Annotated in this window: 13 protein-coding genes and 1 tRNA gene; 4 read left to right on the top strand and 10 right to left on the bottom strand. The window is 61.0% G+C overall.

Translation table 11 applies throughout. The features are described from left to right. Positions 1–67: 67 nt before the first annotated feature. The 4 genes from F757_RS0116535 to F757_RS0116520 form a co-directional block, all read right to left on the bottom strand. Positions 68–2,428, bottom strand: coding sequence for a RelA/SpoT family protein (locus F757_RS0116535; RefSeq protein ID WP_027212357.1), 2,361 nt, complete (start codon positions 2,426–2,428; stop codon positions 68–70). A gap of 206 nt (positions 2,429–2,634) precedes the next feature. Beyond that, positions 2,635–2,838: a DNA-directed RNA polymerase subunit omega gene (rpoZ, locus tag F757_RS0116530; protein ID WP_006025620.1), complete on the bottom strand. Its 204-nt coding sequence runs from the start codon at positions 2,836–2,838 to the stop codon at positions 2,635–2,637. A gap of 60 nt (positions 2,839–2,898) precedes the next feature. Further along, positions 2,899–3,582: a guanylate kinase gene (gene gmk, locus F757_RS0116525; RefSeq protein WP_027212356.1), complete on the bottom strand. Its 684-nt coding sequence runs from the start codon at positions 3,580–3,582 to the stop codon at positions 2,899–2,901. An 18-nt stretch (positions 3,583–3,600) separates the two neighbouring features. Next, positions 3,601–4,524, bottom strand: coding sequence for a YicC/YloC family endoribonuclease (locus F757_RS0116520; protein ID WP_027212355.1), 924 nt, complete (start codon positions 4,522–4,524; stop codon positions 3,601–3,603). Between the two features lie 220 nt (positions 4,525–4,744). On the opposite strand from F757_RS0116520, the gene rph reads away from it, so the two are divergent. The 4 genes from rph (at position 4,745) to F757_RS0116500 (ending at position 7,496) form a co-directional block, all read left to right on the top strand. After that, positions 4,745–5,485, top strand: a complete 741-nt coding sequence (gene rph, locus F757_RS0116515; RefSeq protein WP_027212354.1) for a ribonuclease PH — start codon at positions 4,745–4,747, stop codon at positions 5,483–5,485. Beyond that, a complete protein-coding gene (rdgB, locus tag F757_RS0116510) occupies positions 5,478–6,125 on the top strand; it encodes an RdgB/HAM1 family non-canonical purine NTP pyrophosphatase (protein ID WP_027212353.1) in 648 nt (215 codons plus the stop codon). Before rph ends, rdgB begins: the two co-directional genes overlap by 8 nt. Next, complete coding sequence (gene hemW / locus F757_RS0116505; protein ID WP_027212352.1) at positions 6,122–7,351, top strand: radical SAM family heme chaperone HemW; 1,230 nt, start codon at positions 6,122–6,124, stop codon at positions 7,349–7,351. Before rdgB ends, hemW begins: the two co-directional genes overlap by 4 nt. A gap of 55 nt (positions 7,352–7,406) precedes the next feature. Next, positions 7,407–7,496, top strand: a tRNA-Ser gene (locus F757_RS0116500). A gap of 202 nt (positions 7,497–7,698) precedes the next feature. Here the strand turns inward: F757_RS0116500 and F757_RS33705 are convergent. The 6 genes from F757_RS33705 to F757_RS0116465 form a co-directional block, all read right to left on the bottom strand. Beyond that, the gene (locus F757_RS33705; protein ID WP_084530923.1) at positions 7,699–8,691 is read right to left on the bottom strand and encodes a PoNi-like cognate immunity protein; all 993 of its coding nucleotides are present in this window, start codon (positions 8,689–8,691) and stop codon (positions 7,699–7,701) included. A gap of 665 nt (positions 8,692–9,356) precedes the next feature. Then, positions 9,357–10,376, bottom strand: coding sequence for a PoNi-like cognate immunity protein (locus F757_RS33700; protein ID WP_156923649.1), 1,020 nt, complete (start codon positions 10,374–10,376; stop codon positions 9,357–9,359). Positions 10,377–10,386: 10 nt separating this feature from the next. Further along, positions 10,387–10,578, bottom strand: coding sequence for a hypothetical protein (locus F757_RS33695; protein WP_035466982.1), 192 nt, complete (start codon positions 10,576–10,578; stop codon positions 10,387–10,389). A 196-nt stretch (positions 10,579–10,774) separates the two neighbouring features. Then, positions 10,775–11,761 (bottom strand): PoNi-like cognate immunity protein, encoded by a 987-nt coding sequence (locus F757_RS33690; protein WP_156923647.1) that lies wholly within the window; start codon positions 11,759–11,761, stop codon positions 10,775–10,777. A gap of 26 nt (positions 11,762–11,787) precedes the next feature. Further along, complete coding sequence (locus F757_RS33685) at positions 11,788–13,209, bottom strand: hypothetical protein (RefSeq protein WP_051376799.1); 1,422 nt, start codon at positions 13,207–13,209, stop codon at positions 11,788–11,790. After that, positions 13,206–15,743: a DUF2345 domain-containing protein gene (locus F757_RS0116465; RefSeq protein WP_027212351.1), complete on the bottom strand. Its 2,538-nt coding sequence runs from the start codon at positions 15,741–15,743 to the stop codon at positions 13,206–13,208. The genes F757_RS33685 and F757_RS0116465 overlap by 4 nt, the downstream gene beginning before the upstream one ends. Positions 15,744–16,063: the final 320 nt, after the last annotated feature.

The raw sequence follows: 16,063 nt of genomic DNA, 5'->3' as shown, positions 1-16,063 counted from the left end.
GACTCGCCTGTGGCCGGTGCGTTCCTACAGAAAAAACGACTTTTGCCCAGCAGGCGAGCGCGGCGAATCAGTAATCCGCCCGTTCCCGCTCGATCCGCATGCCACCGTCATGCCGATGATGCCCGTCGTCGCTCGGCCGTTCGCGCGCAATACGCATCACGTCCAGATTCGTACGCACGCGACGCATGACGTTGGCCAGATGCACCCGGTCGCTGACCTGGATCACGAAGCGCAGGATGGTGGATTCCTGCGAGAGGTCTTCGTCCATCGCAATGTGGACGATGTTCGCGTCCGCCGAGGTGATGTCTGCCGCGACGCGGGCAAACACGCCCTTGGTGTTCTTGACCAGCACCTTCACCGCGACGTCGAACAGACGCCCCGGCTGCGGCGCCCACGCAACGTCGATCCAGCGTGCGGGATCGCGCCGGTGAATGCGCTGCGCGACGCGGCAGTCGGTGGTGTGGATCGCCATGCCGAGGCCAATGCCGATATAGCCCATGATGTCGTCGCCCGGAATCGGGCGGCAGCAGGCCGACAGCTGCACCGACATGCCTTCCGTGCCGGTAATCACAACCGGCGGCGCATGCGGCGCCGAGCCCGCATCCGAACGCGAGCCGTCGTCGTCCGCATCGCGGCCGCTCATCAGCACTTCAATGCGTTTGGCCATGACCGCCGCGACACGCCGGCCAAGACCAATGTCCGCGAAGATTTCCTGGCCGTTCTTGTTGCCCGTCCACTGCACGAGCTTTTCCCAAGCCTCGGGTGTGACATCCGACAGCGCGAGGCCGTAGCCCTTCAACGCCTGATCGACCAGACGCTCGCCAAGCTGAACCGACTCGTTCAGCCGCATGGTCTTCAGATAATGGCGAATGGCGGAGCGGGCCTTGCCGGTGCGCACAAAGCCGAGCCACGCGGGGTTCGGCTTCGAATACGGCGCCGTGATGACTTCGACGATGTCGCCGCTCTTCAACTCGGTGCGCAGCGGCAGCAGTTCGTTGTTGATCTTCACCGCGACACATTGGTTGCCAAGGTCGCTGTGGATCGAATAAGCGAAGTCGAGTGCCGTCGCGCCGCGCGGCAGCGCCATGATTTTCGACTTCGGCGTAAAGACGTAGACCGCATCCGGGAACAGGTCGATCTTCACGTGTTCGAGGAATTCGCTCGAGTCGCCCGCTTCGCTCTGAATGTCGAGCAGCGACTTCAGCCACTGGTGCGCGCGCTTTTGCACGTCGTTCAGGTCGGCACTGCCGTTCTTGTACAACCAGTGCGCGGCGACGCCCGCTTCGGCGATTTCGTGCATCTTGCGCGTGCGCACCTGAAACTCGATCGGCGCGCCGAACGGGCCGACGAGCGTGGTGTGCAGCGACTGATAGCCGTTCACCTTCGGGATCGCGATGTAGTCCTTGAACTTGCCGGGCACCGGCTTATAGAGCGCATGCAGCGCGCCAATGCACGTGTAGCACTCGAGCGCGCTGTCGACCACCACGCGAAAACCGTACACGTCAAGCACCTGCGAGAACGACAACTGCTTGTCGCGCATCTTCTTGTAGATGCTGAAGATGGTTTTCTCGCGGCCGGTCACTTCGGCGTCGATCTTCGCGTCGGCAATCGCGCGCTGCACCGACTCCAGAATCTTGCCGACTACTTCGCGCCGGTTGCCGCGCGCGGCCTTGACGGCTTTCTCGAGCGTGGCGTACCGGTGCGGGTTGAAGTTCGCGAAGCTCAGGTCCTGCAACTCGCGATACGTATTGTTCAGGCCGAGCCGGTGGGCAATCGGCGCGTAAATGTCGAGTGTTTCGCGCGCCACGCGGCGGCGCTTTTCCGGCGGCACCGCGCCGAGCGTGCGCATGTTGTGCAGCCTGTCTGCGAGCTTGACCAGAATCACGCGGACGTCGCGCGCCATGGCGAGCAGCATCTTGCGGAAGTTTTCCGCCTGCGCTTCCTCGCGATTGCGGAACTCCATCTTGTCGAGCTTCGACAAGCCGTCGACCAGTTCCGCGACCTTCGCGCCGAAACGCTCGGCGAGCTCGGCCTTGGTCACGCCCTGGTCTTCCATTACGTCATGCAACAGCGCCGCCATGATGGCCTGGCCATCCAGATTCCAGCCGGCGCAGATTTCGGCGACGGCAACCGGATGCGTGATGTACGGCTCGCCGCTCTGGCGATACTGGCCGAGGTGGGCTTCGTCGCTGAAATGGAAGGCCGCCTTCACCTCCTTGATTTCTTCCGGCTGCAGATAGCCGGACAACGCGGAGGTCAGCTTGGCAATGGAGACGACGTCATGCCGGCGCGGCTGCTCCGGCGTGGCGGTCGGCCCGAACAGATGGCGAAACGACTGTTCGAGGACCGCGTCGATATATTTGCGCGCAGACGAAGGTGAATCGGCGTCGTGCTCCGCTTCCGTGGCGGTGGGCGGGGTGGTACTCATGTTCGCCTCCGTAGCGGTTGGGAGTGGACGCCGGTCTGCAGCTTGATACGATCAGGTGTAGCAGATACTGCTGGAATCGCCGTAAACCCGTGCGGAAAAACCATGCAGTAAAAACTTGCGGCAAAACTTCTGGCAACAACTTCTGGCAAATCGAGGTAGCCGGGTCAGCCACCAGATGCGGCGAAAGCGTGCCGCAAAGCAGCGCCTTAAACCGGCACCTTCTTCAGCATTTCGACACCGACCTGGCCGGCAGCGATTTCGCGCAGCGCGACGACCGTGGGCTTGTCGCGGCTTTCGATCTTCGGCGTGTGGCCTTGAGCGAGCTGACGCGCGCGATAAGTCGCGGCAAGCGCGAGTTCGAAACGATTCGGGATCTGTTTGAGACAGTCTTCGACGGTAATGCGGGCCATGTTGGGTTCCTTCTCAGTATGTTGCTTATTCTACCTTATGTGCTCGAATCGCCGCCGCGCTCAAGGGTGCGGGAGGTGAATGCCGAGCTGCACGAAAAGCTGCGTATGACGCGCGTATTGCGAGGCGAAGCGCGAGCGCGTCGCGGCCACAAGACACTGCAGTTCGCCGAGCGCGCGATCGAAATTCTCGTTGATCACCACGTACTCCGCTTCGGCTGCGTGCGCCATCTCGCTGCCGGCCGCGAGCAGGCGCCGAGTGATGACGTTCGGCTCGTCCTGGCCGCGTTTTTTCAGGCGCTCTTCGAGCGCTTCGAGCGACGGCGGCAGGATGAAAATCTCGACCGCGTTATGAAACTGCTTCTTCACCTGCTGCGCGCCCTGCCAGTCGATTTCGAGCAGCACGTCATGGCCGCTTTTCATCTGCTCCTCGATCCACACGCGCGACGTGCCGTAGTAGTTGCCATGCACTTCCGCGCTTTCGAGAAACTCGCCCGCGTCGTGCCGCTTCATGAAGTCGTCGACCGTGGTGAAGTGATAGTGCTCGCCGTCCTGCTCCTTGGGACGCGGCGGGCGCGTCGTGTACGAGATCGACAGACGGATCGCGTCGTCGCTCGCGAGTAGCGCGTTCACGAGCGTCGACTTGCCGGCGCCCGAAGGCGCGACGACCATGAAAAGGTTGCCGGGATAAGCGCCGGCATACGGGTTGCGCGGCGCGCCGCTTTCGCGTGTGTGGTGATCGGTCATGTTCTGATGCTCCAGCCTTTATTCCAGATTCTGTACCTGCTCGCGCATCTGTTCGATGAGCAGCTTCAGCGTCATCGACGAATCCGCCAGTTCCTTCGCCGCCGCCTTCGAACCAAGCGTGTTCGCCTCGCGATTGAGCTCCTGCATCATGAAGTCGAGGCGCTTGCCGACCTTGCCGCCCTTCTGGATCACGTGACGGGTTTCGTTCAGGTGAGCCGTAAGGCGCGACAACTCCTCGGCGATGTCGATGCGGATGCCGTACATCGTCACTTCCTGGCGGATCCGCTCGTTGATCTCTTCGCGCGACACGATGGTCGCGGCTGTGTCCGGCGCGGCAATGCCGAGCGCTTCCTGCAAACGTTCGACAATCTTCTGCTGATGCTTCGCGATAAGTTCCGGCACGAGCGGCGTGATCTTCGTGACGATCGCTTCCATCTCGGTCACGTTGGCAAGCAGCATGTTCGCAAGCTGTGCGCCTTCGCGCGCACGCACGTCGATCAGGTCGGCAATGGCCTGCTTGCCGCACGCGAGCACCGCGTCGCGCAACTCATCGGGCGCGATGCCGGTTTCGGCGAGCACACCGGGCCAGCGCAGAATTTCGCCGGAGCGCAGACGGCCGGCTTCCGGAAACGTCGCGAGCACCGTGCGCTCGAGCAGCGCGAGCTGAGTCAGCGCTTCATGATTGATCGAGCCCGCGTTCGCTGTCTGTTCGCTGCGCTGCAGATTGATACGAATATCCACCTTGCCGCGCGAGAGCTTGTTCATCAGCATTTCGCGCAAGGTCGGTTCGCACACGCGCACGTCTTCGGGCATGCGGAAGTTCAGGTCCAGAAAGCGCGAGTTCACCGTGCGCAGTTCGACCGACACGCTCACGCCGCCCGTGCCCGAGGCCGCGACGAGTTCGCGTGTCGCGCTCGCATAGCCAGTCATGCTGTAGATCATCGTATTTCTCGCGATTGTGGCCGCGCGCGAGGCGCCGGCCGAAGAGTCGAATCGCCCGGCGTGTACGAGACGCGAGGCGGTGAACAGGCATTATCCCATTTTTGGCGATGGGACCCCTTGCACAGGCACGGCCCACGCGGCTAGCCGCCGGACGCATGGGTGCTTCGATCGGCTGTAAAATCGTGCTTTCCCTCCCGTTTTCCTCCTGACCGAATCCACTATGACCGACACCACTCGACGCCCCAGCGGCCGCCTCGCCGATCAGTTGCGCGACGTGCGCATCACGCGCTACTACACGAAGCACGCGGAGGGCTCGGTGCTGGTCGAATTCGGCGACACCAAGGTGATCTGCACGGCGAGCATTGCGGAAACGGTGCCATCGTTTCTGCGTGAGCGCGGCCAAGGCTGGCTCACTGCCGAATACGGCATGCTGCCGCGCGCCACGCACACGCGCAGCGACCGTGAAGCCGCGCGCGGCAAACAGACCGGGCGCACCCAGGAAATCCAGCGTCTGATCGGCCGCGCGCTGCGGTCGGTGTTCGACCTGGAGAAGCTCGGCGCGCGCACGCTGCATATCGACTGCGACGTTATTCAGGCCGACGGCGGCACCCGCACGGCGAGCATTACCGGCGCCTTTGTCGCCGCCCACGACGCGGTGAGCAAACTGCTGGCTGCGGGGCGCATCGAAAGCTCGCCGATCAGCGATTTTGTCGCCGCCATTTCGGTCGGTATTTATGACGGCGTGCCGGTGCTCGATCTCGACTACGACGAAGACTCGCAATGCGACACGGACATGAACGTCGTGATGACAGGCGCGGGCGGCTTCGTCGAAATTCAGGGCACGGCCGAAGGCGTGCCGTTCTCGCGCGACGAAATGAACGCGCTGCTCGATCTCGCGAGCGACGGCATCGCCACATTGATCGCCAGACAGAAAGAGGCATTGGAGTATCGCGGTGAATGAAGTTAGTAACAGCCATGGCGCGCCGGCGTCGGGTACGCCGTTGAACAAGGTCGTGCTCGCGTCCAACAATGCAGGCAAGCTGCGCGAGTTTGCGGCGCTGCTCGGCGCCGCCGGCATCGAACTGATTGCGCAGGGCGAACTCGGCGTGCCGGAAGCGCAAGAGCCGCACCCCACGTTCGTTGAAAACGCTTTGACGAAGGCACGTCATGCCGCGAAGCTTACCGGCTTGCCCGCCCTCGCCGACGACTCCGGTCTTTGCGTGCGTGCGCTGCGCGGCGCGCCCGGCGTTTACTCAGCGCGTTACGCGCAACTTGCGGGCGGCGAGAAAAGCGACGCCGCCAACAACGCGCGGCTAGTTTCGGCGCTGCAAGGAGAAACCGACCGCCGCGCGTATTACTACTGCGTGCTCGCGCTCGTGCGTCACGCGGACGACCCCGAGCCACTCATCGCCGAAGGCCGCTGGCATGGCGAGATGCTGGATGCGCCGCGCGGCTCGCATGGCTTCGGCTACGACCCGTACTTCTTTGTGCCGTCGCTGCACGCGAGCGCCGCGGAACTGGAACCCGCGGTGAAAAATGCCAGCAGCCATCGCGCGATCGCATTGCGCCAACTGCTTGCGCGCCTCTCGGAGGAAGCGTGATTCCGATCAAGCCGGCGCCCGCCGACATCGGCAACGGCGTCATCAAGGCTTTCACGTCGCCGGGCAGCATCCGGCTGACGTCACTGCCGCCGCTCTCGCTGTACGTGCATTTTCCGTGGTGCGTGCGCAAGTGCCCGTACTGCGATTTCAATTCGCACGAGTGGAAAGGCGAGACGTTCCCTGAGAATGACTATCTCGACGCGTTGCGCGCCGACCTCGAGATGGCGCTGCCGCTCGTGTGGGGCCGCCAGGTGCATACGGTGTTCATCGGCGGAGGCACGCCGAGTTTGCTGTCCGCGGCGGGGCTCGACCGCATGCTGTCGGACATTCGCGCGCTGCTGCCGCTCGACGCCGATGCAGAAATCACGCTTGAAGCAAATCCCGGCACCTTCGAAGCCGCGAAGTTCGCGCAGTTTCGGGCGAGCGGCGTGAATCGCCTGTCCGTGGGAATCCAGAGCTTCAATGAAGCGCACCTGCAAGCGCTCGGCCGCATTCATGATTCGAGGCAAGCGCGCCAGGCCGTCGAGGTCGCCGCGACCACCTTCGACAATTTCAACCTCGACCTGATGTTCGCGCTTCCGCAGCAAACGCTCGCCGAATGCCAGGCCGATGTAGAGACCGCGTTGTCGTTTGCGCCGCCGCATCTTTCGCTGTATCACCTGACGCTCGAGCCGAACACCCTGTTTGCGAAATTCCCGCCAGCCTTGCCCGACGACGATGCCTCCGCCGACATGCAGGACTGGATTCACGAGCGCACGTCGGCGGCGGGTTATGAGCGCTATGAAGTGTCGGCATATGCGAAGCCGCATCGGCAGAGCAAGCACAATCTGAATTACTGGCGATTTGGCGACTATCTCGGCATTGGCGCGGGCGCGCATACGAAGCTGTCGTTTCCGAACCGCGTATTGCGTCAGGCGCGGTACAAGCATCCGGCCACGTTCATCGAGCAGGCGAAAGCCGGCGCGGCGGTGCAGGAAGAACACGAGGTTAGCGCGCGCGATCTGCCGTTCGAGTTCATGCTCAATGCACTGCGGCTGGTGGAAGGTTTCCCGGTGCATCGGTTTATTGAACGCACCGGTTTGCCGATGACGTCGATCGAACCGGCTTTGCAGGAAGCGGAGCGCCGCAAGCTGATTACGCGCGACCACGAGAAGATTGCGCCGACGCCGCTGGGGCAAGCGTTCCTGAACGATCTGCAGGCGCTGTTTCTGAAAGATCCGCAGTGAATGCTGATACCAAGGCCGCCGCAGCGACGCTTTTTCAGGTTACAATTTGCGGCTTGGAGGTGTGGCCGAGTGGTTTAAGGCACCGGTCTTGAAAACCGGCGAAGGAGTGATCCTTCCGTGAGTTCGAATCTCACCGCCTCCGCCAGATGCAAGAAAATTGCCCCGTAAGTTCAGTGAACTACGGGGCTTTGTCTTTTTTGTGCGGCTCGCTCTCAGACCGCAATGGGTTGCGGTATGAGGTTGTCGTACTCGTTGAGTATCAAGATTGCGGCGGCTGCATGTTCTGCGCGGAGCGAGACGAAATCCGGTACCGCGTCGGATGCGGGAAATCGCTGTTGAGCCACAACCTACGCCTCGCGCGTCGGGCCGCCGTCCTCGCGTTTCATCACGATCCACGTTACCGGGCCTTCCTTGCCATCCCGACCCATGCCTTCGGGGAACACGTCGCCTTCCTTGAACATGCGCTCCTGGACAAACGCGCCCGGTGATTCAAGCACGCCCCAACGGCCTGCATACGGGCAGAGCTCGCCAGTCTTTCCCGAAATATGCGGTTTCGGCGCGTCGCCCTGCGTAAGCGCCCCGTGCTCGCGCGCAAAGTCCACCAGGTCTTTCGGGTAAAAACGCATGTCGCGATAGCTGCTGTCGTCGATGTTCCACAGCAGGGTTACCAAGCCGGCCTCAAAGGCCCAATAACCGAAGAAACCGGCGTCAAGGCGTTTATGTCGGTCGTACCAGTAGCAGTTCTTCATGCCGCCGTACCAGCGTTTGAGGTACCCGACCATTGCAGTCCGTTGCGCCTCGCCTTGCGTTTCAGTCGCTCGCAGCAGATCAGCGTACGGCTTTTCGTGCATCAGCGACTCACCGGGCAGCGAGACGCCAAAGCGGCCAAACAGGCGGCTCACCAGCAGGTCTTGGCCATCCTCGGAATCCGTGCTGATCCACGTCGCGATCGTCGGCACCCATTCTTTGAGGCCCAACAGCACCGCCAGCGACAGCAGCCACATTACGTACTGGTAGGCGTCAGGTTCCCACAGCTTTAACTTGTTGTAGGCAGCAAACCGTGCGCGGTGCGCCAAATATAATTCCAACGTGCGCAAGGCGTAAGGTCTCAGCGATCCAACGTCCTCCCCGGCTGAATAACGCGCAATCAATATGCGGAGCGATGTACCGGTTCGCTCCCAAGAGAGACGCTTTTTGTGGCCTTCGTCTTTTGCCGGATCCGCCAGGATCTGATCGACTTCTGGATCAATTAACAGATTTTCGTAAAACTCCAACGTCTCATCGTAGTGGGTCTTGGGGAGCAAGGGCTCGCGCTTGACCTGATCAAAGAGTTCACTCATGCCGTCCCTCAAAGCGGTATTTTGCCAATCGCGTGGGCATTTCCGTCCAGCTTCGTAATGTCCACGACCTTACCCGATTCATCTACGATCACCAGCCATTTGTCATACCCTCCCTTACTGATATCGGCAGCAGTCCTCCGGCCCACCACGTCTACAAGTCTGTCTTCGACCCAGTCATCGTCCATCTGTCTTGCACTTGGATACCCGGGAGAGCCCTTAGTCGTCGGCAAATTTTTGGCATCAAACTTCCCCCCGTCCGAAACTTCGTCTCCGTAACCACATACGGCGGTGGCGGCTCGCGGGGCGGTTTGCGATATACACCGTCAATCCCCCGCCCCGTCGGCTGCTCCAACTGACGCATCCTGTCTTGCTTCTGGACCGTGATTGTTTTGAGGAACAGGCCGCCGGGCCCACCGAGCGTGATGAAGCCATCCGGGATCCGCACGAACGCGCAGCGGCATTCGAGGACGATTCGCTTTGCCACCGAGAGCTTGAACTTGCCGTTGACGCTGCTGGACGCGCGGCCCCGCTCTCAGACCGCAATAGTTTGCTGACGGGCTGTCGTACTCGTCGAGTATTAAGATCGCGGCGGCAGGATGTTCTGCGCCGAGCGGGACGAAAACCGGCACCGCGTCGGATGCCGGAAATTGCGAATGAGCCACAGCTTACGCTTGCCGGGTCGGGCCGCCGTCCTCGCGTTTCATCACGATCCACGTTACCGGGCCTTCCTTGCCATCCCGACCGATGCCTTCGGGAAACACGTCGCCTTCCTTGAACATGCGCTCCTGGACAAACGCCCCCGGTGATTCAAGCACGCCCCAACGGCCGGCATACGGGCAGCGCTCGCCAGTCCTTCCCGAAATATGCGGTTTCGGCATTTCGCCCTGCGAAAGCGCCCCCTGCTCGCGCGCAAAGTCCACCAGGTCTTTTGGATAAAAACGCATGTCGCGATAGCTGCTGTCGTCGATGTTCCACAGCACGGTTACCAGACCGGCCTCAAAGGCCCAGTAACCGAAGAAGAAAACTCCCAGATTCTTATGGCCATCGTACCAGTAGCAGTTCTTCATGCCGCCATACCAGCGTTTCAGATAATCAGCCATGGCACTCCGTTGCGCCTCGCCTTGCGCTTCAGTCGCTCGCAGCAGATCAGCGTACGGCTTTTCGTGCATCAGCGACTCACCGGGCAGCGAAACGCCAAAGCGGCCAAACAGGCGGCTCACCAGTACGTCCTGGCCGTCCTCGGGATCGGTGCTGACCCACGTCGCGATGGTCGGCGCCCATTCCTTTAGCCCAAACAGCACCGTCAGCGACAGCAGCCACATTACGTACTGATAGGCGTCAGGCTCCCACAGCCGCAGTCGCGCATACTCGGGGTATGACGCGTAGTGGGCCTTAAATAATTCAAGACAACGAATGAAATGAGGCCTGACTGAACCTAATGCATCACCAGCTGAATATCGGGCGATCGCCATTTCTAATGAAATAGTGGTTTGATCCCATGATAGCCCCTGTTTATGCCCAGGAAATTTCTCAGGATCCGAGAGCATTTGCGCAAGCCTCACCAGCCTGCTCTCCTTGTACTTGATCTTTTCCCGGTAATGAAGCTCAGGAAGCAGAACCTCACGCTTTAGATCGTCGAATGATCCGTTCATTTTGTTTCGCTCGTCATTTGTATCTGGCTTCACGTCCCACTGCTCAATCAGCGGGTATCGCGATTGGCCGGCCGGCCGCATCGGATAGCGCGCCCCCGGTTTTGTCAAGCTGGGTAATGCTCGAAACCTTGCCGTTCTCGTCCACAACCATCAGCCAAGCATCGTAACCTTCGTCCGTGATCGCGTCCGCCTGGTCATCGTTTCCAACGCATGACGACGGCGTGGACGAACCCATCCATCACTCATCTGCTTGCCAGACTTCGTCATTGACAAATCGCTCGGGGTAGGGCCCGCTGTCAGACCGCGATGGCTTGCGGTATGAGGTTGTCGTACTCGTTGAGTATCAAGATCGCGGCGGCAGGATGGTCTGCGCCGAGCGGGACGAAAACCGGCACCGCGTCGGATGCCGGAAATCGCGGATGAGCCACAACTCACGCCTCGCGGGTCGGGCCACCGTCCTCGCGTTTCATCACGACCCACGTTACCGGGCCTTCCTTGCCATCCTGACCGATGCCTTCGGGGAACACGTCGCCTTCCTTGAAAATGCGCTCCTGGACAAACGCGCCCGGTGATTCAAGCACGCCCCAACGGCCTGCATATGGGCAGCGCTCGCCAGTCTTTCCTGAAACATGCGGTTTCGGCAGTTCGCCCTGCGCAAGCGCCCCGTGCTCGCGCGCAAAGTCCACCAGGTCTTTCGGATAGAAACGCATGTCGCGATAGCTGCTGTCGTCGATGTTCCACAGCACGGTTACCAGACCGGCCTCAAAGGCCCAATAACCGAAAAAGAAGGCGTGCAGCCGCTTGTGACGGTCATACCAGTAGCAGTTCTTCATGCCGCCATACCAGCGTTTAAGATAATCGGCCATGGCACTCTGTTGCGCCTCGCCTTGCGTCTCAGTCGCTCGCAGCAGATCAGCGTACGGCTTTTCGTGCATCAGCGACTCACCGGGTAGCGAGACGCCAAAGCGGCCAAACAGGCGGCTCACCAGCAGGTCTTGGCCATCCTCGGAATCCGTGCTGATCCACGTCGCGATCGTCGGCACCCATTCTTTGAGGCCCAACAGCACCGCCAGCGATAGCAGCCACAACACATACTGATAGGCGTCGGGTTCCCACAGCTTTAGCTGGCTGCCGTCGACCTCGCGATATCTCACTAACAATGTCAAGGCGCGAACGGCGTAACGCTTCAGTGATGCAACGTCCTCCCCAGCAGAATAACGCGCAATCAGAAGACGAAGCGCATCGCCTGCTTGCCCCCAAATCAACTGTTGTTTGTGTCCGGGAAATTTTTCTGGAGCCGTTAAGAGCTGTGCGACTTTCGGACTAACCAAGTGATTTTCGAATAACGCCAACTTCTCCCGGTAATGGTGTTCCGGCAGCATTGGGTCACGCTTGATTTTGTCAAACGATTCGGTCATGAATAACACCTTTATCTTTTGAATCCCTAGTTCACGGGCACCTTCACCGGGTGACCGGCTGCATTCAACAGCGCATCGCCTCTCACATCCAGCTTGGTGATATCTGCTACCTTACCGAAGTCATCAACAACCATTAGCCATGACTCATACCCCTCCTCCCGGATGAGGAGCATTGTTTCGTCGCCCACTGCATCCTCAAGGCGATCCGAAATCCAAGGCCCGCTCATCTGCTTACCGGAGCTCTTTGTGATCGGCAACTGGTCCGGAGTGAACTTCCCTCCCGTCCGAAACTTCGTCTCCGTAACCACATACGGCGGTGGCGGCTCGCCGGGCGGTTTGCGATACACGCCGTCAATCCCCCGCCCCGTCGGCTGCTGCTCCAGCAAACGCATCTGCCGGCTTTCCGACAGCTCCGAACGGTAGCCCCTCGCTTTCATGAAGTCATCGCTGACCTTCTCGCCAAAGATACCCTTTTGCGCGCGGCTCATCGTTGCCACGTCGTCGCGGTGTACGTTGCTGCTGCCCGGCACCGGCTCCTGCGGCTCGGGCAATCGACCCGCGTCACCGTGGACCGCGCCGCCAGCCGCATCGACACCGTCGCGCCTCATGGGCAACACCTTCGGCGGCTCGCCAATGCCCGAACTCACACGCATTCTTTCGGGACCGGATACAGGAGGCATCGGGGCGGGTACGCCCGCGTAGGCCGGATGATACGTTGGAGGCAGCTTGTCCTGAAGCAGCTTCTGCAACGCCTCGTCCAGCTTCGCCAGCGCCTGCGGTATCTCCTCGACGCAGTTCACCTGTACCGCGTAGAACCGTTTTTCCATGCGCTCCAGTGCCGCCAGCAGTTCCCGCGCGCGCCCGATGTACTCGATGCGGCTCAATTGCCCCTGAGCCTTCACGATGAGCGCCCGCATGCCCTGGAGGAACTCGTTGAGCTTTCTGATCAGGGCGTCGCCGTACGCGGCGAAGTGGATTTTCTGAAGCAGCTTGACGATGTTGCCTTTCGTGAAGCGCGCCAGAAACCCCACCACCTTCTCCAGCACCTGGCCGCCCCGGTCAATCAGAAGCAGGCAGACCGCGCGGATCACTGCTGCCGCCTCGTCACCGATCATTGCGCCAACAAGCGACCCCACCGCCGCGCAGATGACCGGGCCAAACACGCCTAGCGCCGACGCGATCAGGACCACCCATTCCTGCCACTCGGGATGCGCTGCATTCTGTGCGTCGCTCGCCACGCCTTCGTACCGCCGGCCAAGCCTCAGACATACCGCCGCCAGATCGCGTGCGCTCGTGACGATCACCGCGCCCGGCACGGTCATCGCAAGCAGCATGTCCGTCACGATCACACTGGTAGGCCGTTCCTCCGCAAATTCCCCGAGCGTCAGTGACTTCAGCCAGTCATACGCGCGCACCGCCTCGTCCCATACCTCACCCAGCATGGTCATGCCTTTGCCCCCGTCTTCGTCGCCGTCATCACATCGCCGAGGTCGTCGTCCGGAGCCAATGTGTGAATGCTGCGGTGGGGGTTCGGGTCATCGGTGTACCGCACCTGCGCGCGAATGCCGGCGGACACGCCGCTCAGGCGCATGTATCCCTCGGCGTCGAGCGTGCCCCGCTGCACGGTCCCGTTGTCGAGCCGCGCCACGTAGCGGGCGCCGGCTACGGGTGAGCCATCGGGATAGATCCGGCGAAACTCCAGATCGGTGACGGCGGGCGTGCCGCGTGGCATGGACGGCATCGGCGTATCCATCGACGCCGTGCTCTTCTTCTGGACCGTGATCGTCTTGAGGAAAAGATCGCCGGGACCGCCGAGCGTGATAGAGCCGTCCTTGAGCCGCACGAACGCGCCGCCGCACTCCAGGATAATTTCCTTTGCCGCCGCGAGGTCCACTTTTCCGTTGACGCTTGCAACGTTCACATCCTTGGCGGCAGTGAGCGACATAGGGCCGTTCTGCGCCTGGATCTCGAGCGGGCCTTTCGCCGCGAAAATCTTCAGCCCCAGCTTGTGTGCGAACAACGAAAGGTTTTCGCCCGCTGCGACCGTGAAGCGCTTCAGCACGCTCCAGTCAGCGTTCTTCCCAATCACGGTCGAAATATTGCCCTGCGCGGAGAACTGCACGCCACCGCCCGCGACAAGCGCAACTGAGGCAGGCGCGCTCATAAGTAGTCCGGGCTGCTTCAGGCCATCCAGATCGTCCTTCACCTGTTGTTGCGCTTGCGTATCGGCAGGCTGCGCCTTGGCGCTGTTCGCCGATGTGGCCAACCCCTTTGCGAGCTCAAGTGCGCTCTCGAGCTGAGCGATGGCTTCCTGCATGTCCAGTTGCTGGCCGGTTGCGGCGGGGCGATCGTAAGCCGTCAGATGCAAGCCTTTGCCCGCGCGGTTGACCCCGTAACCGGAGGTGCGAAGCTCATAGCCTTCGCCCCGGCACTCCAGCTTGTTGTTTACCAGGTAGCCCAGATTCAGTTGCGACTTGCCCGAATGCTCAGTGCTGACCTTGATACCCTCCTCACCCTTCCAGTCCTCGAAGCGGATCTTGTTGTTCTTTTGCGTGCGAATTACATTGCGCGACAGCCAGCGGCGATCGTTCGTCACCAGATCGGGCGCCTGGCTATGGTGGTGAAAACCCGTTATTTCGGGCTTATCCGGGTCGCCGTCCCGGCAGGCGATGACTGCTTCAGAATCGTGCAGCGCCGGAAAGTGAAACCCCGTTTGCAGCTTGCCCGCGAACGGTTTTGCGAGGCGCAGGGGAACACTCTCGCCGCCATTCGGCCAGGTCTCGAAATCCGCATCGAAACGCACGGTATAGTGGCCATCGGCGGTGAGGTAGGCATATGTGTAGGAATCCGGACTGGTGACGCGCGCGGACAGAGTGCCGCTCACCCTCGCCCAATTTTGCGGTTCCAGCTTGAAACGGAAACGCCGGTCGGCAGGAATCGCTTTGTAGCGGTTGGTATAGGGCTTGTCGCGCGCGCCGCTATGGGTGATCTCGACAACCAACTGGCCTTTCGGAGCATCGGGCAGCACGATGTCCGTTTCGAACACCCGCCCCGGCTGCAACGCCAGAACGTTGCTCTCGCCTTCATAAACAACCTGCCAGGCAATTGCCGCTTCGTGGCGGAGTTGCGCCTCCCATTTCGCGCCTGCCTGATCGAGGTGATGAGTTCCGTACACATAGGATTGGCCGTAAGTAGTCGAATCTTGCGGCGCCACATTCACCGTGTCCCGAAAGCGCTCCCATGATTTCCGAGGGTTGTAGTCCGCCACGCAGAGCGACTGCGGCACAGTAACAGCGTGCGTCATGATCGACGTGACCGCCTCCACGCCGCCTGCTTCCAGGCCTGCCGTTTCGCGGTACGGCACTACCATGCGCGGCTCGTAGATGTAGTGATCCACATCATCGCCATACACCACCTGGTCGCCGTATTCCGTCTCCTGGATGAAGCTGTAGACGCCGGCCTTTTCCTGCATCATGTGCTGATAGGCCAGGTCCGTCATTCCATACTGCATGCGGAAGGCGTGCGTCGGATATGTACCGCGCAGCCGGAAACTGAACTGGTGCTCGCGCATGCCGTGTGCGCACAGCCCTACCGCCAGAATGTCGGGCGTGCTCACATGCTGATAGATTTTGGTGCGTGTCACCGCCGCGAGCCGTCCGTAATGCGATCGCAGCAGGAACTCGTGCTTTACCTCATCGCGGGTGGTTTTAATGGTGGACAGGCGCTCTATGAAACCGCTGAATTTGCGGACCGTTCCATCGCTCTGCGTGATGGAAAACGTGGCGTCCTGATTGAGGAAATCGACGCGCGACAACTGCTGCGGATGGGTTGCGACGATCCTTATTTCGGTAGGCGCTCCCATTCTTTCGGTGGCCGTGAAAGCCATCACCGACAACTCCCTCGCTGCAGGCGTAGCTGGTACGTTCAGGTGGTACGTTTGCCTGCCAGTCAGGGCCGTAGAGAGCCGATCAACTGCCGCCATTCATGCGCCTCCTTAATCGAGTGTTTGCGCATACTGGGGACGTGAGGTATCGGCGGCAATCAGACGCGTCCGAAAATGAGGTGGCGAAATCGCTTGGCGCGCTGAATCCCTGCGGGGCAATCAAGCCGTGCCGCTGTTGCGACGGCCACTTCGTTTTTCGCCTTTGTCATGGCTCGCGGCGAACAGGTGAATGTCACTCTGGCGCAAGCGCCATCGCCTTGACCCGTATGACTGATCAGCTGATGACCGGCAGAGCTGCCCGTCGCGAAGGGAAGGCAATGAACATCATCGGGCAGGCAACAGGACGATGATGGATGGCT

It is taken from the genome of Burkholderia sp. WSM2232 (assembly GCF_000472545.1).
GTDB lineage: Bacteria > Pseudomonadota > Gammaproteobacteria > Burkholderiales > Burkholderiaceae > Paraburkholderia.
This window is presented reverse-complemented; position numbering and strand designations above follow the sequence as displayed.

What these genes read in the sequence shown, in the direction of transcription:
- F757_RS0116535 (WP_027212357.1), bottom strand. Translation starts at nt 2,428, where the DNA reads ATGAGTACCACCCCGCCCACCGCCACGGAAGCGGAGCACGACGCCGAT.
- rpoZ (WP_006025620.1), bottom strand. Translation starts at nt 2,838, where the DNA reads ATGGCCCGCATTACCGTCGAAGACTGTCTCAAACAGATCCCGAATCGT.
- gmk (WP_027212356.1), bottom strand. Translation starts at nt 3,582, where the DNA reads ATGACCGATCACCACACACGCGAAAGCGGCGCGCCGCGCAACCCGTAT.
- F757_RS0116520 (WP_027212355.1), bottom strand. Translation starts at nt 4,524, where the DNA reads ATGATCTACAGCATGACTGGCTATGCGAGCGCGACACGCGAACTCGTC.
- rph (WP_027212354.1), top strand. Translation starts at nt 4,745, where the DNA reads ATGACCGACACCACTCGACGCCCCAGCGGCCGCCTCGCCGATCAGTTG.
- F757_RS33705 (WP_084530923.1), bottom strand. Translation starts at nt 8,691, where the DNA reads ATGAGTGAACTCTTTGATCAGGTCAAGCGCGAGCCCTTGCTCCCCAAG.
- F757_RS33695 (WP_035466982.1), bottom strand. Translation starts at nt 10,578, where the DNA reads ATGGGTTCGTCCACGCCGTCGTCATGCGTTGGAAACGATGACCAGGCG.
- F757_RS33690 (WP_156923647.1), bottom strand. Translation starts at nt 11,761, where the DNA reads ATGACCGAATCGTTTGACAAAATCAAGCGTGACCCAATGCTGCCGGAA.
- F757_RS33685 (WP_051376799.1), bottom strand. Translation starts at nt 13,209, where the DNA reads ATGACCATGCTGGGTGAGGTATGGGACGAGGCGGTGCGCGCGTATGAC.
- F757_RS0116465 (WP_027212351.1), bottom strand. Translation starts at nt 15,743, where the DNA reads ATGGCGGCAGTTGATCGGCTCTCTACGGCCCTGACTGGCAGGCAAACG.